The organism is Amycolatopsis sp. lyj-23 (genome assembly GCF_046549135.1).
GTDB lineage: Bacteria > Actinomycetota > Actinomycetes > Mycobacteriales > Pseudonocardiaceae > Amycolatopsis.
This window is the reverse complement of record NZ_JAJPWN010000017.1, coordinates 21,080-44,758: the sequence shown is the minus strand read 5'-3', so window position 1 is coordinate 44,758 and position 23,679 is coordinate 21,080. Positions and strand designations below refer to the sequence as shown.

The 23,679-nt window shown below is 67.9% G+C and carries 30 protein-coding genes; 21 read left to right on the top strand and 9 right to left on the bottom strand.

The window, feature by feature from the left end; translation table 11 throughout:
• Positions 1-248 precede the first annotated feature (248 nt).
• From ACLJPY_RS35970 to ACLJPY_RS35950, 5 genes are all read right to left on the bottom strand, one after another.
• On the bottom strand, positions 249-896 hold the full coding sequence (locus tag ACLJPY_RS35970) for a PadR family transcriptional regulator (protein ID WP_410595457.1): 648 nt from the start codon (positions 894-896) through the stop codon (positions 249-251).
• 245 nt (positions 897-1,141) lie between these two features.
• On the bottom strand, positions 1,142-1,270 hold the full coding sequence (locus ACLJPY_RS35965; protein ID WP_410595456.1) for a hypothetical protein: 129 nt from the start codon (positions 1,268-1,270) through the stop codon (positions 1,142-1,144).
• Positions 1,271-1,620: 350 nt separating this feature from the next.
• Positions 1,621-2,505, bottom strand: coding sequence for a phosphotransferase (locus ACLJPY_RS35960; protein WP_410595455.1), 885 nt, complete (start codon positions 2,503-2,505; stop codon positions 1,621-1,623).
• A gap of 13 nt (positions 2,506-2,518) precedes the next feature.
• The gene (locus ACLJPY_RS35955; RefSeq protein WP_410595454.1) at positions 2,519-3,832 is read right to left on the bottom strand and encodes an XRE family transcriptional regulator; all 1,314 of its coding nucleotides are present in this window, start codon (positions 3,830-3,832) and stop codon (positions 2,519-2,521) included.
• Between the two features lie 250 nt (positions 3,833-4,082).
• Complete coding sequence (locus ACLJPY_RS35950) at positions 4,083-5,201, bottom strand: helix-turn-helix domain-containing protein (protein WP_410595453.1); 1,119 nt, start codon at positions 5,199-5,201, stop codon at positions 4,083-4,085.
• 161 nt (positions 5,202-5,362) lie between these two features.
• Between ACLJPY_RS35950 and ACLJPY_RS35945 the strand changes: the two genes are divergently transcribed.
• From ACLJPY_RS35945 to ACLJPY_RS35935, 3 genes are all read left to right on the top strand, one after another.
• Positions 5,363-5,551, top strand: a complete 189-nt coding sequence (locus tag ACLJPY_RS35945) for a hypothetical protein (RefSeq protein ID WP_410595452.1) — start codon at positions 5,363-5,365, stop codon at positions 5,549-5,551.
• Positions 5,548-5,904 (top strand): hypothetical protein, encoded by a 357-nt coding sequence (locus ACLJPY_RS35940; protein ID WP_410595451.1) that lies wholly within the window; start codon positions 5,548-5,550, stop codon positions 5,902-5,904. Before ACLJPY_RS35945 ends, ACLJPY_RS35940 begins: the two co-directional genes overlap by 4 nt.
• Before the next feature lie 252 nt (positions 5,905-6,156).
• On the top strand, positions 6,157-6,651 hold the full coding sequence (locus ACLJPY_RS35935; protein WP_410595450.1) for a hypothetical protein: 495 nt from the start codon (positions 6,157-6,159) through the stop codon (positions 6,649-6,651).
• Here the strand turns inward: ACLJPY_RS35935 and ACLJPY_RS35930 are convergent.
• Positions 6,644-6,922 carry a hypothetical protein gene (locus ACLJPY_RS35930; RefSeq protein WP_410595449.1) on the bottom strand — a complete coding sequence of 93 codons (279 nt, stop codon included), beginning with the start codon at positions 6,920-6,922 and terminating at the stop codon, positions 6,644-6,646. The two genes, ACLJPY_RS35935 and ACLJPY_RS35930, sit on opposite strands and share 8 nt — an antisense overlap.
• A 132-nt stretch (positions 6,923-7,054) precedes the next feature.
• Between ACLJPY_RS35930 and ACLJPY_RS35925 the strand changes: the two genes are divergently transcribed.
• The 7 genes from ACLJPY_RS35925 (at position 7,055) to ACLJPY_RS35895 (ending at position 12,930) form a co-directional block, all read left to right on the top strand.
• On the top strand, positions 7,055-7,519 hold the full coding sequence (locus ACLJPY_RS35925) for a hypothetical protein (RefSeq protein WP_410595448.1): 465 nt from the start codon (positions 7,055-7,057) through the stop codon (positions 7,517-7,519).
• Positions 7,516-8,499, top strand: a complete 984-nt coding sequence (locus ACLJPY_RS35920) for an SAM-dependent methyltransferase (RefSeq protein WP_410595447.1) — start codon at positions 7,516-7,518, stop codon at positions 8,497-8,499. Before ACLJPY_RS35925 ends, ACLJPY_RS35920 begins: the two co-directional genes overlap by 4 nt.
• A 1,326-nt stretch (positions 8,500-9,825) precedes the next feature.
• Positions 9,826-10,911 carry an SAM-dependent methyltransferase gene (locus ACLJPY_RS35915; protein WP_410595446.1) on the top strand — a complete coding sequence of 362 codons (1,086 nt, stop codon included), beginning with the start codon at positions 9,826-9,828 and terminating at the stop codon, positions 10,909-10,911.
• The gene (locus ACLJPY_RS35910) at positions 10,901-11,845 is read left to right on the top strand and encodes an SAM-dependent methyltransferase (RefSeq protein ID WP_410595445.1); all 945 of its coding nucleotides are present in this window, start codon (positions 10,901-10,903) and stop codon (positions 11,843-11,845) included. The genes ACLJPY_RS35915 and ACLJPY_RS35910 overlap by 11 nt, the downstream gene beginning before the upstream one ends.
• The gene (locus ACLJPY_RS35905) at positions 11,842-12,507 is read left to right on the top strand and encodes a Scr1 family TA system antitoxin-like transcriptional regulator (RefSeq protein WP_410595444.1); all 666 of its coding nucleotides are present in this window, start codon (positions 11,842-11,844) and stop codon (positions 12,505-12,507) included. Before ACLJPY_RS35910 ends, ACLJPY_RS35905 begins: the two co-directional genes overlap by 4 nt.
• Before the next feature lie 130 nt (positions 12,508-12,637).
• Positions 12,638-12,763, top strand: coding sequence for a hypothetical protein (locus ACLJPY_RS35900; protein ID WP_410595443.1), 126 nt, complete (start codon positions 12,638-12,640; stop codon positions 12,761-12,763).
• Positions 12,733-12,930: a helix-turn-helix domain-containing protein gene (locus ACLJPY_RS35895; RefSeq protein WP_410595442.1), complete on the top strand. Its 198-nt coding sequence runs from the start codon at positions 12,733-12,735 to the stop codon at positions 12,928-12,930. The genes ACLJPY_RS35900 and ACLJPY_RS35895 overlap by 31 nt, the downstream gene beginning before the upstream one ends.
• Positions 12,931-13,100: 170 nt before the next feature.
• Here the strand turns inward: ACLJPY_RS35895 and ACLJPY_RS35890 are convergent, their stop codons facing one another.
• A complete protein-coding gene (locus ACLJPY_RS35890; RefSeq protein ID WP_410595441.1) occupies positions 13,101-13,328 on the bottom strand; it encodes a hypothetical protein in 228 nt (75 codons plus the stop codon).
• Positions 13,329-13,330: 2 nt separating this feature from the next.
• Here ACLJPY_RS35890 and ACLJPY_RS35885 point away from each other — a divergent pair, with 2 nt between their 5' ends.
• The 11 genes from ACLJPY_RS35885 (at position 13,331) to ACLJPY_RS35835 (ending at position 22,167) form a co-directional block, all read left to right on the top strand.
• Positions 13,331-13,597 carry a hypothetical protein gene (locus ACLJPY_RS35885; RefSeq protein ID WP_410595440.1) on the top strand — a complete coding sequence of 89 codons (267 nt, stop codon included), beginning with the start codon at positions 13,331-13,333 and terminating at the stop codon, positions 13,595-13,597.
• A 58-nt stretch (positions 13,598-13,655) separates the two neighbouring features.
• Complete coding sequence (locus ACLJPY_RS35880) at positions 13,656-14,900, top strand: hypothetical protein (protein ID WP_410595439.1); 1,245 nt, start codon at positions 13,656-13,658, stop codon at positions 14,898-14,900.
• Between the two features lie 50 nt (positions 14,901-14,950).
• A complete protein-coding gene (locus tag ACLJPY_RS35875; protein ID WP_410595438.1) occupies positions 14,951-15,403 on the top strand; it encodes a hypothetical protein in 453 nt (150 codons plus the stop codon).
• Positions 15,400-15,885 carry a hypothetical protein gene (locus ACLJPY_RS35870; RefSeq protein WP_410595437.1) on the top strand — a complete coding sequence of 162 codons (486 nt, stop codon included), beginning with the start codon at positions 15,400-15,402 and terminating at the stop codon, positions 15,883-15,885. Before ACLJPY_RS35875 ends, ACLJPY_RS35870 begins: the two co-directional genes overlap by 4 nt.
• Before the next feature lie 157 nt (positions 15,886-16,042).
• Positions 16,043-17,410: an endonuclease/exonuclease/phosphatase family protein gene (locus tag ACLJPY_RS35865; RefSeq protein WP_410595436.1), complete on the top strand. Its 1,368-nt coding sequence runs from the start codon at positions 16,043-16,045 to the stop codon at positions 17,408-17,410.
• A gap of 19 nt (positions 17,411-17,429) precedes the next feature.
• Positions 17,430-18,155: a hypothetical protein gene (locus tag ACLJPY_RS35860; protein WP_410595435.1), complete on the top strand. Its 726-nt coding sequence runs from the start codon at positions 17,430-17,432 to the stop codon at positions 18,153-18,155.
• Positions 18,156-18,713: 558 nt separating this feature from the next.
• Complete coding sequence (locus ACLJPY_RS35855; protein WP_410595434.1) at positions 18,714-19,112, top strand: hypothetical protein; 399 nt, start codon at positions 18,714-18,716, stop codon at positions 19,110-19,112.
• Positions 19,113-19,157: 45 nt separating this feature from the next.
• Positions 19,158-20,123 (top strand): DNA-processing protein DprA, encoded by a 966-nt coding sequence (dprA, locus tag ACLJPY_RS35850; protein WP_410595433.1) that lies wholly within the window; start codon positions 19,158-19,160, stop codon positions 20,121-20,123.
• A gap of 442 nt (positions 20,124-20,565) precedes the next feature.
• Positions 20,566-20,802, top strand: coding sequence for a hypothetical protein (locus ACLJPY_RS35845; protein WP_410595432.1), 237 nt, complete (start codon positions 20,566-20,568; stop codon positions 20,800-20,802).
• A gap of 420 nt (positions 20,803-21,222) precedes the next feature.
• Complete coding sequence (locus ACLJPY_RS35840) at positions 21,223-21,672, top strand: DUF6283 family protein (protein WP_410595431.1); 450 nt, start codon at positions 21,223-21,225, stop codon at positions 21,670-21,672.
• Positions 21,673-21,822: 150 nt separating this feature from the next.
• The gene (locus tag ACLJPY_RS35835; RefSeq protein WP_410595430.1) at positions 21,823-22,167 is read left to right on the top strand and encodes a hypothetical protein; all 345 of its coding nucleotides are present in this window, start codon (positions 21,823-21,825) and stop codon (positions 22,165-22,167) included.
• Between the two features lie 352 nt (positions 22,168-22,519).
• Here ACLJPY_RS35835 and ACLJPY_RS35830 read toward each other — a convergent pair whose 3' ends face one another.
• Entirely contained in the window at positions 22,520-22,975 is a 456-nt protein-coding gene (locus tag ACLJPY_RS35830; RefSeq protein ID WP_410595429.1) for a hypothetical protein, read from the bottom strand.
• Positions 22,972-23,655 (bottom strand): hypothetical protein, encoded by a 684-nt coding sequence (locus ACLJPY_RS35825; RefSeq protein WP_410595428.1) that lies wholly within the window; start codon positions 23,653-23,655, stop codon positions 22,972-22,974. The genes ACLJPY_RS35830 and ACLJPY_RS35825 overlap by 4 nt, the downstream gene beginning before the upstream one ends.
• Positions 23,656-23,679: the final 24 nt, after the last annotated feature.

Sequence of the window (23,679 nt, the reverse complement as noted above, 5' to 3'; positions counted from 1 at the left end):
TGGACGATCCACGCCGTGAGCTGCTGAGGCCCTGGTGCCTGCGCAGCGCGCCGTTCCCGCTGGAACACGACCGACCCAGCATCCAGCCGTACCCCATGCTGCCCCAGTATGGATCCACCTGTCAGGCGTGCGCAGCTTACGTCTGGGCACGGCTCCCGCGTCCCCGGGAAGACACGCCGGAGGCCGGCACGTTCGACGGGGACCTGTTCGAGGTGCTGACCCGCGATGACCGGTCACCAGAACGGGCCCTACCCAGTTCGGCCGACTCGGCCAATCGACCTCGTGAAGGTCCTCGTCGGCTGCGCCTTGGTTGTCGGCGGCGTGATCGTGATCGTCGCCATCGCGTTCATGGCGGTCTTCGCCGCCGCGGCCAGCCCGCGTTGGACCAGCGGATTCAAATCGCCTCCACCGACCGTGTCGTCCAGGTGACGACGCGCGATGACGCGGTGCTCCATACATTCGGCCAGGCTGCAGCCGACCCTTCGACCGGCCCCGCGGTGCACCGCCACCGGCGTGTCGGAGACCAGCCACTCGTGCGCCAGCCGCAGCGGGTCCGGCGACGGTCCGTACAACGCGTCGACGCCGACATTCAACGCGCGCGAGCAGGCCGTCACGTGATCCGGGTTGACGGCCTGGTAGGCAGTGGTGGTGGCGCCGTGGCCGGCGAAGCGGTAGTAGCGGCGCCGAGGACGGCCTTCGTTCTCGTGGTCGGCCGGGTCCTCCCAGAAGCTCTCGATCAGCCCCGCCTGTTCCAGGCGGCGCAGGATCGGGTGCACCGTGCCGGTCTTCAGCCCGGACGCCCGGACGATCTCCAGGCCGTAGCACGGCGCCGCGGGGTCTTCCAGCAGCACGCGCAGCACCGCGATCGTCTGCGGCGTCATCCGTGGTCCAGTCACGACACAAACTCTACCTAGGTAGGGTGATGAAACTTACCTAGGTAGCATTACGCGATGTTCCCCCCTTCCGGCGATTGCGCGACGTCGCCCGGATAGGCTGAGCTCCTCGCCGCGGCCATCGGGACCGTACACGGTGACGCTGTACCCCTTCGGGAGCAGCACGGGTAGCAGCGAGTCGCATCCCAAGGGACGGCTCCGGAACCGAAGGAGGCAACGTGGCGCGAAGCTCCTCCACCTTGTCCGGATCAAGCTTGCCGGGGGCAATCCGCGCGCAACCGGTCGCCGGCGTGCGACGCCAGTGCCACGTGCCGGCCGACGACCGCGACGATGTCGCCGGGATCGCCGGGCGCTGAGCCGAGCGCGGTGGTGGGCACGCGACGAACCTACCGGCCGGAAGTCAGAACAGCCCGTCCGACCGGCCCCGCGGTGGCCCGGCTGCTGACCGGGCCCGCTCCGCTGGGGATTCTCGCCACCGGACTTCCCCGTCCGGCCAGCCTCCCCCTGGCCGTCATCCTGTCGCTGCTCGCCACCGCCCCGGCGGCCAGCTCGCACCAGCTGGCGGGCGACCGTCTCATTCCGAAAGGCCGGGCACACCGAACTCACTCCGGCGGCCAGGTCGCTGGCGCGCGCCAGGGTCGTGGCGGCCTCCTCGACCTCATGGGCGTGCAGGTAGGACGTGGCGAGCCACGTCGGGTAAAGCGCCTTGTCCCGCGCGTGCGTGTTGCTAAATTGCGTCCCAGGACCAAGGACGAGGTACATCACCGCGTATGCACGCGATCCGGTGCCTCACCTGCTCGGCAGCATCAGGGCGGTCCTCCACCTTGCTCAAAGCGAAGCACACCCATCGCAACTCTTGGATGTCTGCGAAGGTGCGGTAGTCAGGAATCTCGGTTACGTCGCTGCCGCCGTACGCGGTAACGAACGAGTCGTACTCTTTCGAATTTATCCGGGCGAAATCGGTATAGTCCACTGCGATCTGGATCAAGTCCCACTCGCGCCGGCCGATGGAGACCATCTCCAGATCGAGCAGAATCGGCGGGCTCGAGTCCGGTACGGCGACGTTGCCCTGCCACGCATCGCCGTGGATTGCCCCACCTGGTTCAGCCGCGATCGCGCGGTAGCGCCCGTCCAGCTGAACAAGGTGGTCTTGAAGCCAGGCGCGCTCGTCATCGTCCAATCCGGGCGTATCTGTGATGCGCTGATCCAGGTGCGCGAACGGGTCATGCTCGGGTAGATCTAGGTACGTGGGAGCAGGTAGCGCGTGGAATGAACGGAGGACAGCACCTAACTCTGCCGGCGTGGCTGGCCGATGCTCGGGCAGCAGCCTCCACCAGGTAACTGGTCGATCACCCACGACGATTGGTTGTGGCACGTCTGCCACGGCCTGCACCACCGTCAGCCCGCATTGGGTGAGCCATCGTGACACCTTCACTTCACGATCGGCCACATCCTGCGTACCAGGTCGCCCGATCCTCGCGACCACCCCATCTTGGAGGCGGAACATGACATTGGAGCCGTCGCGAATCAACTCAGCCCCTGTTATGTCGAGCCCGGCGGTGCGGGCGGCGTCCGCTAACGCGTCATCGGCGGCCATCCGGTTCTTAGACACGCTGTCGATCGTCTCAGGTGCCAGTCCGGGCCAGTGAAGCGATGTCCTGCCGCAACTCTGCGACGTCTCCTATACCAACGTATTTTTTCGAAGCTCGCGCTAGGCCGTTGAGTTCTTCGACGATTCGTTGAGACCGCAACGATGCTGCGTCAACAACCGCCTGCTGACCGATCAGCACGGCTTCACGAGGATCACCGGCAGCCATCAAGAGTGCCGCGAGTCGGGTTCTGGAGAACGTGCGTGATCGTCGGTACTCCGAGCCCTGCAGGCGGATAGCGATTTCCAACCGCGGAGCGGCAAGTTCGACCTTTTTCCGCGCGCGTGCCACCGAGATCAATGCCTTTCCTGTGCTTCCCTGGTGCTCCGCTTCGTCGTAGTAGCACAACCAAGGCGGATCAGACGACGGGTCACGATCGGCGAAGTACGCATCAGCGTGGCGGACATCGGCGATAGCTTCGTTCGTACGGTTGGTTAGGGCGAGCACTCGCGCGCGGATCGCCCACAGCATGGCTCTAGCGGTAGCAGATACGCGATCCGATCTGACTTGCGCGAACTCGATGAGCGACAAGGCACCGTCCAGGTCGCCGACGTATGCCGACTTACGCGCCATTTCCGCAAGCGTGTTCGCGCGCAGCGCCCAGGACTTCCCTTGATCAGCGCACCAGAGCGCGAATTTGAAATATTTGTCTGCGGCGTCGTAATCTCCGACATCGAAGGCCGAGTAAGCAACAACGCTACTAAGGTTTCCTACGGATTCGAAAATCGCATAGCGAACTTCATCTGAAGCCTGAACTTCGATTAGCCGAGCCGCCCATCGAAGTTGTGCGATCGCGGCTTCGCATGACAGGCCGCCTCCGAAGAGGTTCTCCGACAGCGCTACTGCACGGGTCGTAGCCCGTACGTGGTCAACGTCGGTCCACCCGATACGGCGAGGAATCGGAGTCTCTACCGAAACCCGAGCAAGGAAGTCAGCGGGACTCAGCCCCAGGTCGACAGTGCCTAGCAAGTCATGGGTCATGTTCGTCGGCGTCGTGCTCTTGTGCGCGCCGCGAAGGCGTCCCCGGCGGGTCGGCCGAAACCCCAGATCTGCATCGGTTGCTGCCGCAAGTACTGCGCGGAGACCCTCGCGGTACGCGTCTCCTGGCCAGCCCACCTTTCCGCTTTCATATCGCTTGATGGCGTGAGCGTCCAGGTTGTACCGCTGCCCCCTGGCCTCCCATAGGTACGCGTTGACGGCTTCAGCAAGTTCGGACCGAGACATTACTTCGCCGGGTTTGGCGCACGACGGCGTTGCTTCACGCTTGACGCGCAGCTTGTCGTTCGGCATACCCACTCCGGCGTCCTCTCTGAGGTGCGAACCGACTGTACCTCAGTGACCAGCGGGAACGAGGCCAGTCTGCCCCCGAGTGTCGCAGAATGCCCCCCAGTGTGCCCTCTTGGCAGTGCGTCAGTTGATCGACGCTTAGAGCATGACAACGGAGGCCGACGTCCCAACACGTTCATGGGGTGACCCATGTGATGGTGCGGGGCCGGACGCTGCGAACCGAACGTTCAGCAGTACCGCTTCGGAGCAGACTTCACCGATCGCGGACGAGCAGCTCAATCTCGCCGATCCGGCGCACGAGCCGCGCGGAAGTGACATTTGCGGCGTCAGTTCTCGCCCTGTCGAGAGCCTCACGTGCCGCGTCGACCTCGCCAGCACGAGCGAACGACTCCGCCAGCCACGTGCGATACAACGCCATCTCACGGACGTGCGCGTCGTCGTAACGATCGATCGCACCCGTCAGCAGCGGCGCCGCGGCAACCGGGTCGCCCAGGTCAATCAGGCACCGGCCCGCCATAACGTCGATCTCATCCCGCGACATCCAATACACCCATTCGGGCTCCGGAACGTCGACGGTCCGCTGGTCGAACGCGATGTCGACCTCGTCCAGCGCGCGCCGGGTGGCGTCCCGGTCGCGGGCCCTGGCGCTGGCCCAAGCGAGGCGTTCCAGCAGGAGGGTGCGCACCACCGGCGAGGCTCGTCGGGCACCGGTTACTGCGCTCTTGGCGAGCAGCTGAGCGTCGGCCGGGTCACCCACGTTGGCCATCTGGTAAGCGAGCGACGAGAACAGCTGGCCGACCAGCGCAGTATCTCCGGCCTCGCGGGCTGCGGAAACACCGTCAAGGTAGGTGCGCTCGGCCTGCAGGTACGCTCCGGCGTCGCTGGCGACCCAGCCGGCCAGCTGCGCGAGCTCACCGACCACCACGCGCAACCGTCGGCCGACCTGCTCGGTGTAACTTCCGCTGTTCACGACGTCAGCAGCCTCAGCCAGCTCGCGTTGAACCAGCGGGCTCAGATCGCCTCCGCCGACCGTGTCGTCCAGGTGACGAAGCTCGATGACGCGGTGCTCCAGATTTTCGGCCAGGCTGCGGCCGACCCGTCGACCGGCCGCGCGGTGCACCGCCACCGGCGTGTCGGAGACCAGCCACTCGTGGGCCAGCCGCAGCGGGTCCAGCGACGGTCCGTACAACGCGTCGACGCCGACATTCAGCGCGCGCGAGTAGGCCGTCACGTGGTCCGGGTTGACGGTGCGTTCACCGTGCTCCAGCTGCCAAAGGTAGGTCTTGCTGTAGTGCGTCTTCGCCGCCATCCTCGACAGGCTGATCCCGGCGGCCTCCCGTGCCACCCGCAGCCGATCACCCAGCTCGTACACAATCTCCCGTCCCGCTGCGAACAGTTGCGAACGGCGATTCAGTTCCCATCACGCCCCGTAGCGACCAGGCTACCCGATAGCCGAATTCAGCAGCCTGATCCGCGGCGGGACCGATTGCTTAGCCAGCGACACGTGACAACGGTGATTGGGAGGAGCGCACCATGACAGTGGACTACGAATCACTGGCAACGCTACTGCCGATCGTCTTTACCGCCCTGTTCGCCATCGCTTTCGCCATCGGCCTGACCCAGCAATGGGCAGCCGGCCGAAAGCGGGCACGCGCCACTGGCAGCCGGAACGCCCCTGCGCGCCGCGCGCAATTCGACGACTCAGGATGTGGACGCCGATGACCGCACTCATCACGAGTCCGTTCGCGTTCCTCTGGGACAAGCCCGCCATCGAGCCGTTCATGACTCTGCTCAACCGCCCCTGGGAGTTCCAACCTAAGTTCGGCGACGGCGGCCTCCTTGAACGGATCAACGGCGCGTTCACCTGGGACACCGACGGCTTCGTCGACGCCGTCCGCATCAAAAGCCAGACCGACGCCGCCGCCATACGCATGGATCACGCAGGCGGGAAGGTCTGGGAACAAGACGGCGACGCCCTCACCATCCTCCACCAGCTCGTCGAGCTACCCGCGCCCAGCGACCCACGCGCCCCCCGCCTCGTCATCGGCTCGGCGCCGCCCCTCTGGACACCGTAGAACAGCCATGGGCCCAGCACCGCGCGCGACGGCAGTTCGCCACCATCCCCAACCGACAATCCGCACCCCGAAAACCAGCCCGGACAGGCGATGTGGACACCTCCCTCCCGTCCGGACTGCGCGCCTCGACCGAACGCGAACTCCCAACCTCCCGGGCGGTCGAGGCGCATCCAGCTTCCGACGGAACACCGTCGGATTTCCACCCGCCATCGCCCACGTTGCCGTTTAGCAGACAACCTCACCGGAACACTCATGACTGACTCCGACGGCTTGCCGGATAAGCCGGGCACACCGCCGATACGACTGGCCGGCCTGATCGCCGACGCGTACACCGACGCGCTGCTACGCCTGGCCCACGGCGAGCGCGACCGGCATGACTGGACGTGGTACCGCAGACTCGGCTACGACATGATCGGAGCCGGAGCGCAGGTCCTCATCCACGCCTGCGCGCGCCACGAGCAGCCAACCGGCGACCCTCGGCAGGTCGCCGCCGAGGTGGTCCACGAACTGCGGACATCATTGGGCCTCGCCGAGCACATCGTAGGTACCCCGCCCAAAGCTGACCTGACAGCGGAGGAAACCGTCGCACTCGCAGAGGATTGCGCGCAAGCCGCCGGGCGGCTCTACCGACTCGCCGCCGAGCTATCCCCCGCGGCAATCGCTGCGACCAACCCGCTCGGCAACCACCAGGCCGGCGTCGATCACAACACGACCAGCGGCGACCGATCGGACGGTGAATCTACATGACCGACGGCACCACGACGCAGACCATGCAGCGGCGTCCTCCGGCCACGCCGAACACGAGGACGCGACCGGGACACCAGTCCGCGTCGGTGGGTGATCGCCAGCGGATTTGCGACGCCAGCCGCGACAGCGACACTCGGCCGACCGCGACCGTTTTGCGGTCTCCCTCCACCAACCATCCCCGGATCCACCGCGTCGACGACGCCACATTCGACGCCACCGGCGTGCTCGCACCCGCCTGCGCCTCAGAGAAATCCCGACGCGACACCGTCACGGCCGCACGCTCCCGCCGCCCCCACTACCGCGACACCTCAGCCGCCGTGACGTGCGAAAAACCGCGATGCCGTGACGACAACACCAGCCCCGACACGACAACCGAAGCACCAGGAACCCTTGGACGATCCCGATGACCACGACCGACACCGGCGAACTCGCCCACGCCGTAGGCGCGGAACTACAGCGGCAACGAGAGAGCCGCGGCTGGTCCCGCCCTGCGCTCGCCACCTGGTCGGGCGACCCAGCCCTGACGAGAACTCTCCGCACGTGGGAGAAAGCCTCCCGCTCGATGTCACTTCGCCAGCTCGGCGACGCCTGCCAGCTCTACCAGCTGCGGCCCTCCGAACTGCTGGCCCGGGCTGAACGCCGCATCTGCTGGAATCCCGCCCTCACGGTCGATCTCGTCGCCTTGGCCGCCACCCGACTCGACACCCTACGTCCTGCAGCCCGCGTGGCAGGAAACATGCTCGACGCCGGAATAGGACCGACCGGCGGACTGAGCACCAACGTCCTGGCGGCAACGGCGGACCGCTGCCGGCTCAGCGTTGCACACCTGATCATGCTCCTCTCCACCGAAGCACCGGTACGCCCATGACCCAGAAACACAAGCCGTCCCCTGTCCGCCCGCCGGTCACGAAGGTACCGGCGTGGTGGACTCCGTGCGGCGCCAACCCCGACCGCGTGAACCTCGCCTATCTCTACGACGCCTTCCGCGAGGGCTTCAGCGACGGCCGCCGCATCCCATCCGGCAAAGACGCTCACCTCAACGAACGGCACGCTGCCCGCACGATTTTGCAGCGCGTCCCGGACGCGGGGTTCGTCTTCCGGGCCGAGCGCGAATTCCTCGATCGGGCCGTCAACTACCTGATCAAGTACCACGGCGTCGATACTTTCGTGATCGCAGGCGTCGGACTTCCCAACCTGACCGGCGATGACCTGCACTCCTACGTCCGCCGCTGCGAGAACAACCACCGGGCTCGCAACCGCGCCAACGTCATCTACGTGGAACGGGACCCGTTGACCCGTGCAGTGCTGTGCACCATCGCCGACGAACGGGACTTCGTCTACGTCCTCGGCGCCGATCCCTGGAACCCCACGGCGATGTGGGACAGCCTCTGCGGACCCAACCGTGAATGCCCTGCATCGATTCATCCCCAGTACGAACGGATGGCGTTGATCCTGGCCGGTGTGATGTCGTTTCACGGCGGCAGCCGCACCGAGGTCGCGCAAGCAGTGCAGGAACACATCGGACACCTGCCCATCGGATCGTTCCTGGCGATGACGCACCTGATCGTCCCCGAACATCCCGAGATGGCCGCCCACGCCATCGAGTTCGAGAAAGCACTGCGCGTCGTCGGCCCCGGGACCGGAACTCTCGCCACCCGCAGCGAGATCGAAGCGATGGTCGCAGGCACCGAACTCGTGCCTCCCGGGATCGTCCCCGCATTCGACTGGTATCCCGACGGGCCACCCAACCCACCGGTCTGCGGACATCTCAACGCCGCGGTCCTCACCCAGAAACCAGGACCCGACCACGAACTACCCGACCCGCCCTGGCGGCCAGCAGGCACCTGACTTCCTGCCCCGTCCATGCCCCGACGTCGCGGACGGGCAGGGACCCGGGACCGGCGCCCTCGCGCAAAACGGGATACCTGCGCGAGGACACCGGTTGCCCGGACACGACCGGCTACCCCGGGTGGCCGGTCACCCACTCCCGATCCCGGGGGTCCAGCAACCGGCCTTCGCGGATCGCGGGTGACCAATCGGTGCCTCGCCGTGCTCACGGCTCCTGAGCACGGCCAGGAACCACCTGCGTGCGCCGCATCCGACGGCCACGCGAAACCTTGACTGTGAAGGGACATTGTCGATCGTGCGTCTCAGAAAGACACTCGTAATAGCCCTGGCGCCGATGCTGACCGGCGTCTCCGCCGCGACCGCCGACACCGGCACACCTGCCACCGCACCGCCCACCGCCACGGCATCCCCGCGGATCGTCGGCGGCACCCCCGCTCCGGTCGCCTACGCCAGCGAAGATCGTGGTCCCGGCGGGCTGGGCCAGGCCGACAAGGACGGCAAAATCTGGGACGCGTCCCTCCTCCGATTCGCCGGCCACGTCGACGGCGTCCGCCCCGCCCGCACCGCCCCGCGTGGCTATGGCAGCCCGCACGAGCGATCGGCTGGGGCATCACCACCGACCCCGCAGCCTGGACCGGCCCCGCACCCGCCCAGCTCAGCCAACTCGACGTCCCGCTCCTGCGGGCGAGCACGTGCGCTCCGGGCGGCACCGGCGAGCGGTGCGCCGGTCTCCCGCCGACCGGTGGCGGCCTCTGCAACGGCGACTCCGACTCCGGCCTTCTACAGCGCCACGGCGGCGACTGGCACCTGCTCGGCGCGGCCTCCCGCACCATCGCCAAGTTCTGCGGCAGCGCAGCCATCTACACCGACCTCAGGTCCTACACGGGCTGGATCAGGCAGCACATCCACCGACTGCTGCCCTGCACACCCACCGCCGCCACCCACAACCCGCCCGTGTTGGACCCGATCGACTGAGAACCGCCGACCGGCCAGCAACCACCGGTACCGAACGCGCTAGCTCGCCGGATGCGCGAACGCGGATGGCGGGCTTCTCCCAGGCGATACCGATGACGCCCGAGTCATCGCAGCCAAACAGCGAACCGCCGCTCCCAGACGCCCGAATTCGACTGAGACGGAAACGGAGCCGGTCGGGCTAAGCGTGGTGCAACCGCAGATTCACACGAAGATTTCGGTGAGCCGTGCCGGCTCGCCGAACGAGGGTTCCGTGTGCGACCCGACATCACACGCGGAACGGCACAAGGGGACCTGGCATTTCTTCACAGGGGAACCGGACGTTAGTTCGCTGCGGACGCCCGATTCCAAGAAATGGCAGGCCAACACATCGCGGACTGGGGCCACCGGGCTCGACAAGTTCAGGACGCGATGTGGGGTGCCGGTCGGCATCCTCAGGGACGCGCCGACCGGCACCCACTCCTCCCACCGCGCAGACGCCCGAATCTCTTGTCACGACATCGCTCGCTCGCCGTCAACGAGCAGGCCATGGGGATACACATGAACCAGAACAAGTCACCACACGCGACGGAGCCGACACGGGCATCGTGGACGCGCATGTCGTCCTACTTCAGCGACAGCCCAGACGCCGGCAACATCGACCGCACCGCCGCGCGCACGCTGCTCGGCGTCTCCCCGGAGGTCGGCTACCTGTTCCGCGCCGAGCAAGGCTTCGCCGAACGCGCGGTCCGGTTCCTCACCCACCACGTCGGCGTCCGGCAGATCGTCATCGCCGGAGCCGGCATGCCAGACCGGCAAGCATTCGTGCCGATCCTGCGGTCCTGCGGCCTTGATGCGCCGACGCTGGTGTTCGTCGAACCCGACGTGGCGCTGGCTGCCCGGTACCGCACGTACGCGACCACCGCGGACCCGGACATGATCCACGTCGTCGACGTCGATCCCCTCCACGCCCACATGCTGTGGCCCACGATCGCCCGAGACGTTCCCCTCGAGCCCGCAGAACCGGTCGGCTTTCTGCTGATCGGGCATGTCTCCCTGTTCCCGGGCGACCGCGAGCACGCCGCCGCGGCGGTCCGCGACCACATCGGGTATCTGCCGGCCGGGTCGTTCATCGGGCTCACGCACCTGCTCGATCCGCACACGCCCAGCTGGCGAGCGACGGTGCAGCAACTGGGCGACGCACTGCGGCGACCACCGCTGTTCGGTGGCGGCTGCGCGACCCGGACCGAGCTGAACGCGATGCTGGCCGGCACCCAGATCATCTCCTCCGGCGCCGAAGTCGTCGAACCCGGATTCGTGCCCTGTCACCAGTGGTGGCCCTCCGGCCCGCCGTTGCCGGTTCCCGAGATCGCCCGGCTCGACGTGTGCGCGCTGGCCCACATTCCGTTCCACACACCCGCCCCGCCACACGAAAAAGAGGGGACAGCCGATGTTGCCTGACTCCGAATGCAGTGCAGAACCTCGTCCCGCCGATGGGGCGGTCCTCGATATCGAGAGCCCACGCCTGGACGCGATCGTCGACTACTTGCTCGGCTACAGCCACAACAGCGTCATTGACCGCGATTGCGGCAACGCCCTCATCGCCGACCATCCGCACCTGCCCCGTCTCGCGGCCACCGCCGCCACCTGGGACAGAACGGCCGCGCACACCATGCTCGCGCGCGGCCTACGTCGGTTCCTGATCCTCGGCACCGGCGGATTCCCGATCTGGGCCGGCTCGTCCACGCTGGCGGACCTGCACGACGCGGGCGCGCAGATCGTGGTGATTGAGCACGACCTGATCACCCGGCACCTGCACACCGTCATCGACCACGGCGCAGCCGCCGACCGCGCCAACGTCCTCCACCTGCCCGCTCACCGCCACCACGACATCGCGGCCGAGCTCGCGGTGGCCCGGCTGCTTACCGGCCCCGCCCCGCTGGGCATCCTGGCCACCGGACTGCTCCGCCCAGCCAGCATCCCCCTCGCCGTCATCGTGGCGCTGCTCGACGCTGCACCGGCCGGGAGCCTTGCGGCCATCAGCCAGCTCACCGCATCCGCTCGCGGCGATGAGTGCGACACCCACGCCGGCGGGCTCGCCGCTCGGAACACCGACGACGGCGGACCGATCGCTGTCGAAGACGCCGACGGAGTCGATCGTCAGTTACGGGATCTCGTGCACTTGGCCGACGGGTGCGGCTTGCCGTTCGCTGCGGGCTCCGACGGCGCCGGCTTATCCCTGCGCGTTGCGCTGGTCGCTCGCACTCGCACGCGCGCAGGTCATCCCGACCAGCCCGGTGACGCCGAGCCCCGACCGGACGCACCGGTTCCCTCCGACCGCTTCCGCGCAATTCGGGGCATCGGCAGCGCGGCTAACGATTCGAGGGCCGCATGAACCCTGCACTCATCGCGCTGCGTCAAGCTCTCTGCGAGAACAACGCGGCGCAGATCACATGCTACGGCGGGGAAAATATCCCCGACCTTGTCAAAACGACAGCGTACGCCCGGCTTTGCTGTCAGTACGCTCCGGCGAGGCGGGGACGCCTGTGGATGCGCCTCCATCCGTGGCGGGTCACTGCTATCAGCGGTCGGGGAGCCCCTCGGGTGGAGGTGATCCTGAGTGAAGCTGCGCTGTACCGGCTCGCCGCCTTCGCCCCCGGATCGGACATCGTCACCGGACAAGTACGGCACCTGATCTACCTGACCGGGCTGACGCACGTCAGCCTCCGCATCTATGGCTTCGAACACCTCCTCCCGCCGCCGTCCGGCCAGATGACAGCGGTGACCACCAGAAACGGTTACACGCGAACGTTCGTAGGCGACATCCTGTCCCCCTTCGGCGTGATGCTCTTGGCCGGCGACCAAGCCGGAGATGTCACCGCCGAGATCAACCGGATAGCCACGACGTGCCATGACCACGACCACAGCCGAGACATCGTCATGGAAGTCCTCGCGCATCGGTCGACCCTCTGCTCCGCCCAACACTGCCGGTTCTGCGGCGGCCAGAACCCCGGTCCCAGCGCACGAACCGCTAACGCTGCGAGAAGGAGGACCTGATGGCAAAACTACCCGGGCAACCGTGTCCGCCACTGTGTTCTCGTCGTACTGTCCGATGCCGCCGTGGCGCTGACCCTGATCGCGCAGATGCTGCGGCGTGACATCCGCGCAGGAAGCACATGATGCGTCTATGACGTTCTCCGTCGACGACCTCAAGCTCACGATCTCGCAAGCACAGCAGGCGATCGACGGAAATTCAGCCAAGAAACCAACCGAAGGACAATCGTGCCTCGTCATCCACCGCCGCAGGAACTGATCGACTCATGGGCGGCTCAGTACAACAGCGGCCTGAGCCTGCGCCGGATCCAAGCAAACACATCCGTCTCTTACGGCACGGTGCATCGATACGTGAGTAGGCATCCGACAGTCACTATGCGCGGGAAGAACGGCCAGCCCGGCGGCATCCACCCGTGGAACCGGTAGACGCAATGGCAGCCCGCCAGTCGGTCGTCAGCGCGCGTACGTCGACGGCTCGCCTGGCCGCGCACCTGCTCCTGGCACTGTGTACCGGAGCCGCCGCCTACATCGTCGCAGCGGTAGCTCTGCTCGTCCTCGACGGCCGCTGCCTGACCCAACCGGCCATCACAGGCTGCTCACCGCTGCGGCTGCATCTCGCGCAGTTCCTTCCCGGCTACGCCACCGCCCTCGCGCTGCTGCACGGCGCCGTCGCCGGAGCCGTCCAGCTGTGCCGGCGCCGCGCGATCAAATTCCGTCATCACCGCCGACTGGCTGCCCCTGATCACAGCCACACTCGCCGCCCTGGCATTGAGGTTCTGACCCGTCCCCGTTCCACTGTCCACTTCGCACGAAACGACCGACATCCATGGATTTTCTGTTCACTCTGCTGCTGTGCGCGCCGTACCCGGCACTCGGCATCCACACCGCGCGCGCCGTCCTGCGCGAAGCCCGCGACCGACTTCCATACAGCCGATGGAGCTGCCGACGCCAGCGCACCCGGGCGTGGTTCCACGCCGCGGTCATCGCGGTGTTCTGGCCCGCCGTGGAGATCCTCCCGCCGCTGGCCCGCTGGACCCGATCCGGCACGGCCCGTCTGCGCCGGCGGACCCACCGCCGGGAGCACTCCGCATGAGCGACCGCCCCGCGCCGCGACCACACGTTCTGCGTGAGCTCCGGCGAACGCACCTCCGATGAGCCTCGTGTACGAGCACCTGCCTGAACCCACGCTGCGGGTCTACGAACTGCTGGCCGATCATCCCGGGCCCGACACCACCGCCACACCGCTGGCCGCCGCCCTCGAACTGCCCGAGGTCGACGTCGCCGACGCATTACGGCAGTTGCACACCGTCCAGCTTCTCGACCGGCGGCGCGGCGACCGCTACCTGCTGCCCGCACGACTCCGCCGCCACGCCGCCGACCTGCGCGATCGGGAACAGCCCTCGACCCGAAACCGGCAGCGGGCCCGGCTGGTCGACTTCTACGCCGCGACCGCGGCCGCCGTCATCCCGCTCATCGCCCCCGACGCCCACCGCTTCAGCCCATTCGCAGCCCACGAGGCCACGCCGTACCTTCACCCCGACGAACGTCACGCCCGCGCCTGGTTCGGCTGGGAACACCAGGTGCTGCGCCAGGTCGCCACGACCGCCGCCGCGTGGGGCTGGGACGACGTCGTCGTCGAGCTGGCCGAGGCCGTCTGGCATCTGGCCCGCCCCAGTTATCACCACGACGACCTCGCCATCGTCCAGCAGGCCGGCCACACCGCCGCCCAGCGCAGCCACCCGGCCATCGCCGCGGTGTTCCGCGCCCGCGAAGCCGCCGCACTCTCCGACCTCGGCCACCACGACCAGGCCCTCGCCGCCGCGGCCGACGCGGCCGCGGCCGCCCACGACGGCGACGCCGAACCCCGCCTGGTGGCATTGACGTACTCGCTCAGCGGACGCGTCCGGCTCGCTGCCGGGCAGGTCGACGACGCGTCGCAGGATCTGCACGCCGCGCTGCGCGCGCAGCGCCGCGTCGCCCGCGACCCGCACGGCCACGCCGTCCTGCACCGCCGGATCGGGCAGGCCCACCTCGCCCTCGGCCGCGTCCCCGACGCCCTCCGTCACCTGCGCACCGCGCACGAAGAATTGACCCGAGCCCGCTACCCGCTCGGCGCGGCCCGCACCGCGGTTCCGCTCGCCGACGCCCTGGTCGCAGCCGGTCACGCCGATGCGGCAATGGCCGAGCTGAGTGACGCGCGCTCCCGCCTCGGCGCCACCACCGCAGTCCGCTACCGCGCCGGCCTGGACCTCGCCACCGCCCGCACCGCCTACCACCTCGGCGACACCGGCATCACCCGCCGCCTCACCGACACCCTCATTTCTCAGCTGCAACACGTCGGCCCCGGCGCCACTGCCGACCTGCACGCCGCCCGCGCCCTACGCGACCTGCTCTGACCCGGCAACCCCCAGCCACAGCGACAGCACTGATTACGAGGACCCACGCGATGGAACCGTTCTTCCAGCCCGACCGGCTCTGGCCGGCCGGGCACCGGCAGCTCCCGCTCCTGATCATCCCCGATCTCGGCGCGAACTCCGGCTTCGCCGATTGCGCCGATTTCGTCACCCGTTGCCGCAGCGTTATGGCCGGTCACCCGGGCACCACCGAACCGGTTCCCGATGCGAGCCTGCACCTGACGGTCCAGCCCATCGGCTTCCCCGGCCGGGACCGCGTCGAGGCGGCCACCCGGACCCGGCTGATCACCGCACTTGAGTACACGCCGGCCGAGATCCCGGCGTTCGACCTGCTGATGGGCTCGGCGCTGGTCTATCACCGCGGTGTCGTCACCGACACCCACCACCGATGCCGCTACGACTCCACCGTTCTACGCCGCTTCCCGCTCGCCACCGGACCCGAACGGGGCGTTCCCGCCGGGATCGGCCAGGTGGCCTCCGCATGAGCACCTCCGGCACGGGCGCCCACCTCGCTGCGGTCGACCCATGCGGTCACGTCCACGACCACGACGAGGGCCTCGGCGGGGACTTCATCCGCAAGCACCACATCACCTGCACCTCCTGGGATCTCGGCACGGTCTCGAACGGTCCGCACCTGCGCCAGCAGTGGACGCTGCGGATGCAACGCCACGACACCACCGGCACTCCCTACACGCTGACCTGGGTCCACGACTGGAACACCGGAACCGGCGCACTCGACTGGGACTGGGCGGTGTTCCTGCTCGCCCGCGACGCCCAGGACGGCCGGCTGAGCTGGGCCGACTACACCCGGGAAAACCACCTCACCGACCCCACGCCCGCGGAACTCGCCGCCGAACGCGAGTACTGGACCCGCTGCCAATACACCTGGCACCGCGTGCGGCACTTCCTCGGAAGCGACCCGGGGCTGCTCGCGGCGTTCTTCGGCATCCTCCCGCCGGAGTACTGAACCACCCGTCACCGCTCCCACCCGCCGACCAGTATCCGAACTGCCGGCGGTCTCCCGCGAACTCACACCAGAAGGGCAGCTCCGAACCCATGGACGGGCAAGTACGACGCGGCGACCAGCGCGGCAGACCGCAGCTACGCCGGGGTGGCGTCACCGGATGCTGACCTCACAACAACGGGCCCCCGCGGCCTCCTCCCAGTCCACGCGCACGTCCGCCCGGCCTCCGGGCCGTCGTCGATGGCCCACGATCGGCCAGTACGTCGCTGCTGAGCACGCCCGGCTGACGACCGAAGACCCGGACGCCGACTGGCTACCCCGCTCCCTTGAGCCCAAGGACTTCGAGCTGGCATTGCCACGCTACGAACGTACGCCCTACCGCGTGTGGTCGGCCATCGAACAGCGGGCTCGCGCCGTGCCTTGGTCACGTATTGCCGCCACCCTCGGCGTCGCCGAACCCACACTCCGCAGCTGGATCCGCCACCACGCCACACCCGCACAGCGACCGTCGCGACCGCGCCGCACCACCATCATCCATTCCGCAGGCAGCCGGCTCGCCGCACCTGCGAACGAAAGGCCAGCAACCATGACCGGAGCGCTCGACCTCCACGTCGTGACCGCCAACCTGAAACGCGCCGGCTACGACTACGACACCCGTCACCACGACCACACCCTGCTCCGCCAGCTGCTGTCCACGTTGGAGCACCCGCCGCACGTGCTGTTCCTGTCCGAATGCACGTTCTACGATGCCCGCACCTACCTGTCGACACCGTTGTTCGACGCCCTCGGCGTCCTGGACTCCCTGTGGGGCACCACCGTCGATGCGCACGGGCGCACGGTGCCGGCCGTCCAGTACACACCCTTCCTCTCCACCGTGGCGGGATCGATCAACTCACCCGGGCTGTTCATCGACCGGCGCTACGTCCGGCCTCGATGCTGGTACCCGGCCGACTGGCGCCACGTCCTGGCCAACTCGCTGCTCGCCGACATCAACGGACACGACATCGTGCTCAAAAGCGTGCACTGGAACGGATCAGCCGGCTACACAGGCTTCGACCGTTTGTCCTCTCAGGACGGTCAGCTTGCGCAGCGCAAAGCCATCCTCGCCGGGGACTTCAACGCCACCAGCTCCCACCCGGGAGAACACCTCCCACCAGACTGGTACGAGCTCTGCCTCAGCCAGGGCAACGCCCACAAACTGAGCCAGAAAGGGATCCGGCAACCTGACGGAACGTGGCGCCTCAATACTCAGGCCCTCGACGCCTTCCTCGAACACGGCTGGTGGGACGCAGGCGAAGCGGCGGGCGACTTCACCCCCACCGTGCGCCCGGCCATCGACGGTGGCTCCGGCCTGCGGATCGACCGCATCACCGTCAGCAACCGCACCCCCGCCAGGCTGGTGCCCGGCTCCTACACAGTGCACGTGCCGGATGGGCCCGCGGTCTCCGACCATTGCATGGTGTCGTGCAGGCTGAGAATCGAACCACCGCCCACGGCAGCCGCGCCGAATGCCTTCACACCGCACTAGGGGGAGGGCTTCGCTTCCGATGACCGCTCGTCCTTCGCCCGATGACGCCGACCGCTCCACCGAAAATCCGGCCGTCGTCGAGCCCGGCGCGACACCAACACCGCGTCAGATCGACCGATGGGTACAAGAACTGGTTCTCCTCACTCACACCGGACACCCGGACACGCCCTCGGACGGCCCCGGCACCGCAGACCCCGGGCCGCCGGCCCCGAAACACGCTCCGACCGCAGAGCCCGATGACTCCGTCATGGTGGCGCGACTGCTGACCGAATCCGTCCCGAGCGCACTCGACCTGGGCGCGTATCAGCGCGCCCTCGCCGATGAGCTGGGGAGGCTGCGTCGTCGACGCGGCTGGACGCGAAAGCAGCTGCTGTCCAGGATGGCAGCTGATCTCTCCGTACAGACGCTGGCCACGTACGAGCAGGGCACCCGGCACGTCTCCGTGCTGCGCCTGGTCGAACTCTGCTATGCGATGAACGAACTGCCGCACCATCTCATCGCCCGAGTGCACCAACGGCTGACACAGGAGGGAGTCGTAGCGAACGTGCCGCAGATGGCCGAACTGGCCGAGGCGCCCCTGACCCCGTTGCGGATGTGGGCCCGGCAGCAGCTGAGGCAGCACCCCGGGGCACAAGACTTCCGGTTCGATCTGGTGGCTTTACGACGGATGGCTGAACTGTGCGACTTGCCGCTGTCCGATCTGGTCCGACGCCTGAACGAGCTCCCCTCCAAGAAATCGACGTAGTCTCGGCGCAGACGCAGGAGACTTCACGCACGCGCTACTGACGCGGTACCCTGAAGCCGCTACGGCCCCCCTTGCGGAGCGGGTTCGCTGGATCCGCCGATCTCTTTCGACCGCAGGAGGGTTTTGGCTCGGGGCAGGCGCCCTCCCCAGAGACCTAGCCCCGAGCCGGGAACTCGTTGACCGCCGGGGGGTCGAGCGGTTCAAAAGTCCCCAGAAGGGTCCGCTGTGGCCGCTCCCTGTGGACCACTGCGAATGTCCTTCTGAGACCAGAGTGCCTCAAGAACCAGCAATTCGCCACAACTGTGGCCAATTTTTTGGTATAACTTTCAGTGTCGACTCCTGCGCGAAACGCAGCACCCGACATCGTCCTCCTCTGCCGCCCGGCCGCGACTGGCGTGGTGACCGCCCAGTGCAGCAGACCCGCGGTCCGGGGCAAGCCCACAGTCCACAAGCGACGCGCCGGAATTTCGCTGGCCGGCTTGCCCCGGACCCGCGGGGGCCCGCTGGCCAAGCCCACGTCCACCGCCCACCCGGGCCGCGGCCATCAAGGAGGACTCCGTGCTCAAATACTTCGTTTCCACCCATCGCACTCAAGGCCAGCGGGCCAACGACTTCACCAGCGTTCCCGACGTCGAGCTCGTCGACCTCGCCAGCAAGTCCCACGACGACCCCGACCACCCCATCGGCGGATGCGCGCGCAGCTTTGTCGGCTTCGACAGCCGTCAGGCCACCACCACGGCCGAGATCGTCGAATCCGACATGACCCCGACCGAATACGTCCGCCGCTTCCACGCCATGCTCCTCGCTCTCGGTTTCGCCGACAGCCCACAGCTGCGCGCTGACGCCGCCAACGACGCGATGGAACTCCTGCGGGTCGCGGCGCTGTGGCCCGTCGGCACCGTCGTGGAGCGCCGCGGGGACGAGATCTGCGTGCGCGAATTCCCCGCCGCGACCTGACCTGACGGCAATAACCAGCCCCGAACATCGCCTGAAGGAGAGCTCATGTCCACGTCCACCGACGCGCGGCGCGCCCGCGCGTACCTCCAGCACGCCGCCGAACCCAGCGACGCGGTCCTGGCGCGCTACGTCGCCGAGGTCGGGCCCGTCGACGCCGCCCACCACCTGGCCGCCGGCACCGCACCCACCGACATACAAAATCACTGCCGTCGCGACGCCAGCTGGCAACTGGCCGACACCAGGCTGGAGACCGCAGCCGGCCTCCCCGCCCGGTTCGTGATCCCCGAAGATGACGAGTGGCCAACCGCCGCCGTCGCCGGCCTGAGCACCCCGGCCACCGAGAGCGAGGACCTCGGCGGTCCGCCGCTGGGCCTGTGGGTCCAGGGCGAGTCACGGCTCGACGAGCTGGCGGCCGCGCCCTCGATCGCCATCGTGGGCTCCCGGGCCGCCACCGCCTACGGCGAGCACCACGCCGCCGAGCTCGCCTACGGGCTGGCCTCCCGGGGCGTGCCGGTGTTCTCCGGCGCCGCCTACGGCATCGACGGCGCCGCGCACCGCGGCGCGCTCGCCGCCGACGGCGTCACCGTCGCCGTGCTGGGCTGCGCGATCGACACCGGCTACCCGGCCGGACACGTCAGCCTGCTGGAGCGGATCGTCCGCTCCGGGGGCGCGGTCGTCAGCGAATACCCGCCCGGCACCCGACCGGCGCGCCACCGGTTCCTCGTCCGAAACCGGCTCGTCGCCGCTCTCACCACCGCCACCCTCGTGGTCGAGACCGGGCGGCGCAGCGGCGCCCGCCACACCGCGCGCCTGGCCGGCAAGCTCGGCCGGCCCGTCCTCGCCCTGCCAGGTCCCGTGTCATCGACAACCTCTGCTGGATGTCACCAGCTGATCCAGGACGGCACCGCCCGCCTGGTCACCTCCGCCGACGACGTCCTCGCCGTCATGAAGGACCGAGACGACACCGAACCGGAGACGGCCGTCCCTGCCGATGAGGCCGGCCGACGCTAGCGCACGCTCCGACGGCGGCCCGCACCTCACGCTGACCTGGTGACCTCGGGCAGCATCAGGGCCGCCATCGGGCGCGCACTCAAGGCGGTGGCGGCTCATACCCCCGTGGGCCGCCACTGCCTCCCCGGCCTGCTCGCTGGGGCGGCCGATCCCGAGGAGCGCCGACCGTGACCACATACCTGACCCCGGGTGAACTAATCGAATCCCTACCGGACACCTGCGCCGGCACCCTGCACGTCATCGCCCTGCCATCCCATGCCGACGCCCTACGCCCTCGCGAGGGCGGATCGCCGTACCGGCCGGCTCGGCGTTCCCCGTCACCCGGGTACGTGGCCTGAGCACCCGCGAGATCGCCGAGCATGTGCGAACAGTGCTGCCGACTCTACGGACCTCTGTCCTGCTGCCGGCAGAACTGGACTCCCAGCGGGTCAAGCAGCCATGGTTGGCCCTCCACCGAGACAGCACCCATCCCGACGCCCGTGTCCGTCTGGCCACGCTGATCGCCGCAAGTGCCCTGCGCCGCGGCGACCGCCATCTCACCGCCTGTGCCCTGGTCCACGCCCACGGCGCGCTGGGCACGGCCCCCAGCAGATCGCTGTCGCAGCACCACGTCAGCACCGACGTCGTCGAACACAAGCCGGTCTTGGTCGCCGGCCGCGTAGGCGCGACCCGCTGGTAGCCACGCCCGAAAACACCCAGTACGGCCGTGGCGTCCCGAGCGTCGTTGTCAGTTCCGCGGACGCCGCAGCCCCGACGCCGAAGCATCTCATCCCATGCATCACCTGGTCTATGGCCCGCCGATCGGTCAGGACCTTCACCGGGCTCATCCACCGCCACCACCCCGAAAACCCGATCACTGCGCTGTTCGCCGACGCATTGAACGAAACAGGACCCGCTACCGCTGCAACGCCGACGCCTCCACCCCGCGGTCTCCCGATCACCCGGGCCTGCGACGGCCTAACCTCGTTCCAGCTGCTTATCCATGCTGCAACGCGCGACACCCGGACACTGCTGGCCAACACCGCGATGACACACTGCTAGACGGGCAACGAGAAGCGTGCACCAGCCCGTCGCCGCATTCGTGATACGGAGTCTGAGCATGAACGATCAACAACTGAAACCTCCGGCTCCAAGGCCATGCGCCTCCTGCCCGTACCGACGCGACGTTCCATCTGGTGTCTGGGACGAAAGCGAGTACGCGAAACTTGCCCGCTACGACGCCGAGACAGGCCAGCAGCCAAGCGGTCTGTTCCAATGTCACCAGAACGAAAGCGACGACGCTCAGCGTCGCATCTGCGCCGGCTGGGCCGGTTGCCACAACGGTGACGAGCTCCTGGCCCTGCGGCTCGCAGTCTTCTCCGGTCGCATCAGCCCGGAGACGGCACGAGAAACCGCAATGTACCAGTCGCCGGTGCCCTTGTTCGATAGCGGCACCGAAGCAGCGGCACACGGCGTACGCGATATCAACAACCCGGACCCGGATGCTGTACACGCGATCAAAAAGATCCAGCGGGTCCGCCGCGCCATCACCAACACCCAATCTCCCTGAACCGGCTGACTATTGTGACAAACACCGCCCGCCATGAACGTGGGCGGCACAGCACGCGATCTTAAGTTGCCGCGGAAGGGCTGGGGTCAGCTGCTGGTGTCGGAGACGGCGCCCATCGCCGGTGCGGCGTGACCAACAGCGAGCAGCGACGTGATCGCCGTCAGCTCAACGACCTGGGGCCTGCCCTTCACCGACACCGGCGAGACACTACCGAACCACCTCGGCCGCTTCGCCCGCCGGGTCGTGCCGCTGATCGTGCGCCGCGGAGACCAAGCCCACCGGCTCGTCGCCCACCCCACCACCCAGACCGATCGCGGCGAATTCGTCGACAACATCGCGGCGTTCGCCAGCACCACCGCGCTGGCTGACAACGCCTTCTACGGGCCATGCTCCTGCCGCCGCCTGATCTGGACCCGCAGCGGGTCGAGCAACTGTGGATGCCTCTCCACCGCGGCAGCACCGATCCCAACACGCGCGCCTGGCTGGCCACACTGATCGCCGCCAGTGCCCTCCGCCGCGGCGACCGCCACCTCACCGCCTGTGCACAGGTCCACGCCCTCGGAGCGCCAGGCGCAGCACCATCGGAACTGCTGCTCCAGCAACACGCCAGCGCCGACGTCGTCGAACACGAGCTGAACCCGGTCGCCTGCCGAGTCGCCGCGACCCCGCTGGTAGCCCGCGCTCGACACTCGGCTCGGCCGTGGCGTTCCAGCACACAGTTATTCGCTTCGGGACCTCGCAGCCCCACTCTTGGGGAGTTCACCTCGTGCATCAGGTGAACCGGGTAGTGCTCCAGCACCTGAAAGACAGCGCGGCGATTCTTGCGCATCAGCGTGAACAGCGGAGATCAAGGGGCGATTCGACAGTACAGTTTGTGACCATCGGCGTCTCCGCGACGAGCCAGCGCCGCCAGCTCTGCGGTAAACTCCGCCAGCGCAGCCCGTTCGGCGACGGTGCTGAGTAAACCTCCCGCGTCCGCGGCGTTCGATACCGTCCGCCGCAGGACGTCCGGCCCTGTTGAAGCGAGAGCCTTCGTCAGCCGGTCGGTCAACGACAGAACGACGCAGTCGCCCTCGTCGAACTCTGCGACCACGCAGCCGTGCCTCGGGTCGGATCGGGTCTCGTCAAGGGAGCGCCCCGTGAGAACTGATTCGAGGCATGCGAGTTCGTCGAGCGGATCGACTCCCTTGACCGTCACCCCGGCGAGTTCGGTGTCGATACCGGCAGCGGTCGTCGCCGCTTCTCGGTCTCCTTGGGCCGCGAAGTACGTGTATAGCACCGTGATCTTGCCTTTCGTACTCAATCCTCGGCGATGCCCAGATCGATCAGCTGCCGGTGGGCGGCGAGGCTTTCCTTGAATTCCGGCTCGTCGCGGCCGACGACGAGGACAGTGGAGTCGAATGGGCTGCGAGCCACTCGTTTGAGCCAGCGCTGCGTGGATCGCGGCAGCATCGAGAGGTCTGCGCCCGCCAGCCGTTCCTTACGGACCAGGAGCTGCGTCTCCGGATCACGCCGGACAAGATCGCCAGGCAAGGAGAACATCGACGCGGATTCAAACACCGCCTCGGTGATGTCCAACGCGTACTCCCCATCGGCATAGAAGCGTTTCTCGGCTTCGGCGAAAGCCTTGCGGCGGTAATCAGGCAGCGTTTTCGGCATCTCGTCGAAGATCCACGAACCGAGCCGCCCGCGGAGGATGACGTGGCGAAACAAGCAGCCATCCAGGTAGACCGGGTCGGCCGGGGTGGGGCAGTCGGTGACCGTGACGTCCTCGAACCGCACGCCGATCGCGGCGCTGTTGACCAGCCGCGTGCCGGTGATCTCCGAGTCGATGACGCGGATCGGATAGTCTGGGTCGTCGACCTGAACGATCGCACAGTCCAGGAGTTCTCCGCCCCGGACCGAGATCCCGTCGAGCGTCCGTGGCCCCTCGAGCAGCCTGAGGTGAGAGAACTCCCGGTCTTCGTAGGTGACGTTGGTCATGTCGCGTACTCACAATGTTGGGCG

What these genes read in the sequence shown, in the direction of transcription:
- ACLJPY_RS35925 (WP_410595448.1), top strand. Translation starts at nt 7,055, where the DNA reads ATGACCACGACCGACACCGGCGAACTCGCCCACGCCGTAGGCGCGGAA.
- ACLJPY_RS35875 (WP_410595438.1), top strand. Translation starts at nt 14,951, where the DNA reads ATGGAACCGTTCTTCCAGCCCGACCGGCTCTGGCCGGCCGGGCACCGG.
- ACLJPY_RS35940 (WP_410595451.1), top strand. Translation starts at nt 5,548, where the DNA reads ATGACCGCACTCATCACGAGTCCGTTCGCGTTCCTCTGGGACAAGCCC.
- ACLJPY_RS35915 (WP_410595446.1), top strand. Translation starts at nt 9,826, where the DNA reads ATGGCAGGCCAACACATCGCGGACTGGGGCCACCGGGCTCGACAAGTT.
- ACLJPY_RS35885 (WP_410595440.1), top strand. Translation starts at nt 13,331, where the DNA reads ATGGATTTTCTGTTCACTCTGCTGCTGTGCGCGCCGTACCCGGCACTC.
- dprA (WP_410595433.1), top strand. Translation starts at nt 19,158, where the DNA reads ATGTCCACGTCCACCGACGCGCGGCGCGCCCGCGCGTACCTCCAGCAC.
- ACLJPY_RS35840 (WP_410595431.1), top strand. Translation starts at nt 21,223, where the DNA reads ATGAACGATCAACAACTGAAACCTCCGGCTCCAAGGCCATGCGCCTCC.
- ACLJPY_RS35825 (WP_410595428.1), bottom strand. Translation starts at nt 23,655, where the DNA reads ATGACCAACGTCACCTACGAAGACCGGGAGTTCTCTCACCTCAGGCTG.
- ACLJPY_RS35860 (WP_410595435.1), top strand. Translation starts at nt 17,430, where the DNA reads ATGACCGCTCGTCCTTCGCCCGATGACGCCGACCGCTCCACCGAAAAT.
- ACLJPY_RS35890 (WP_410595441.1), bottom strand. Translation starts at nt 13,328, where the DNA reads ATGTCGGTCGTTTCGTGCGAAGTGGACAGTGGAACGGGGACGGGTCAG.
- ACLJPY_RS35920 (WP_410595447.1), top strand. Translation starts at nt 7,516, where the DNA reads ATGACCCAGAAACACAAGCCGTCCCCTGTCCGCCCGCCGGTCACGAAG.
- ACLJPY_RS35870 (WP_410595437.1), top strand. Translation starts at nt 15,400, where the DNA reads ATGAGCACCTCCGGCACGGGCGCCCACCTCGCTGCGGTCGACCCATGC.
- ACLJPY_RS35900 (WP_410595443.1), top strand. Translation starts at nt 12,638, where the DNA reads ATGACGTTCTCCGTCGACGACCTCAAGCTCACGATCTCGCAAGCACAG.
- ACLJPY_RS35955 (WP_410595454.1), bottom strand. Translation starts at nt 3,832, where the DNA reads ATGCCGAACGACAAGCTGCGCGTCAAGCGTGAAGCAACGCCGTCGTGC.
- ACLJPY_RS35935 (WP_410595450.1), top strand. Translation starts at nt 6,157, where the DNA reads ATGACTGACTCCGACGGCTTGCCGGATAAGCCGGGCACACCGCCGATA.
- ACLJPY_RS35905 (WP_410595444.1), top strand. Translation starts at nt 11,842, where the DNA reads ATGAACCCTGCACTCATCGCGCTGCGTCAAGCTCTCTGCGAGAACAAC.
- ACLJPY_RS35865 (WP_410595436.1), top strand. Translation starts at nt 16,043, where the DNA reads ATGCTGACCTCACAACAACGGGCCCCCGCGGCCTCCTCCCAGTCCACG.
- ACLJPY_RS35945 (WP_410595452.1), top strand. Translation starts at nt 5,363, where the DNA reads ATGACAGTGGACTACGAATCACTGGCAACGCTACTGCCGATCGTCTTT.
- ACLJPY_RS35880 (WP_410595439.1), top strand. Translation starts at nt 13,656, where the DNA reads ATGAGCCTCGTGTACGAGCACCTGCCTGAACCCACGCTGCGGGTCTAC.
- ACLJPY_RS35910 (WP_410595445.1), top strand. Translation starts at nt 10,901, where the DNA reads ATGTTGCCTGACTCCGAATGCAGTGCAGAACCTCGTCCCGCCGATGGG.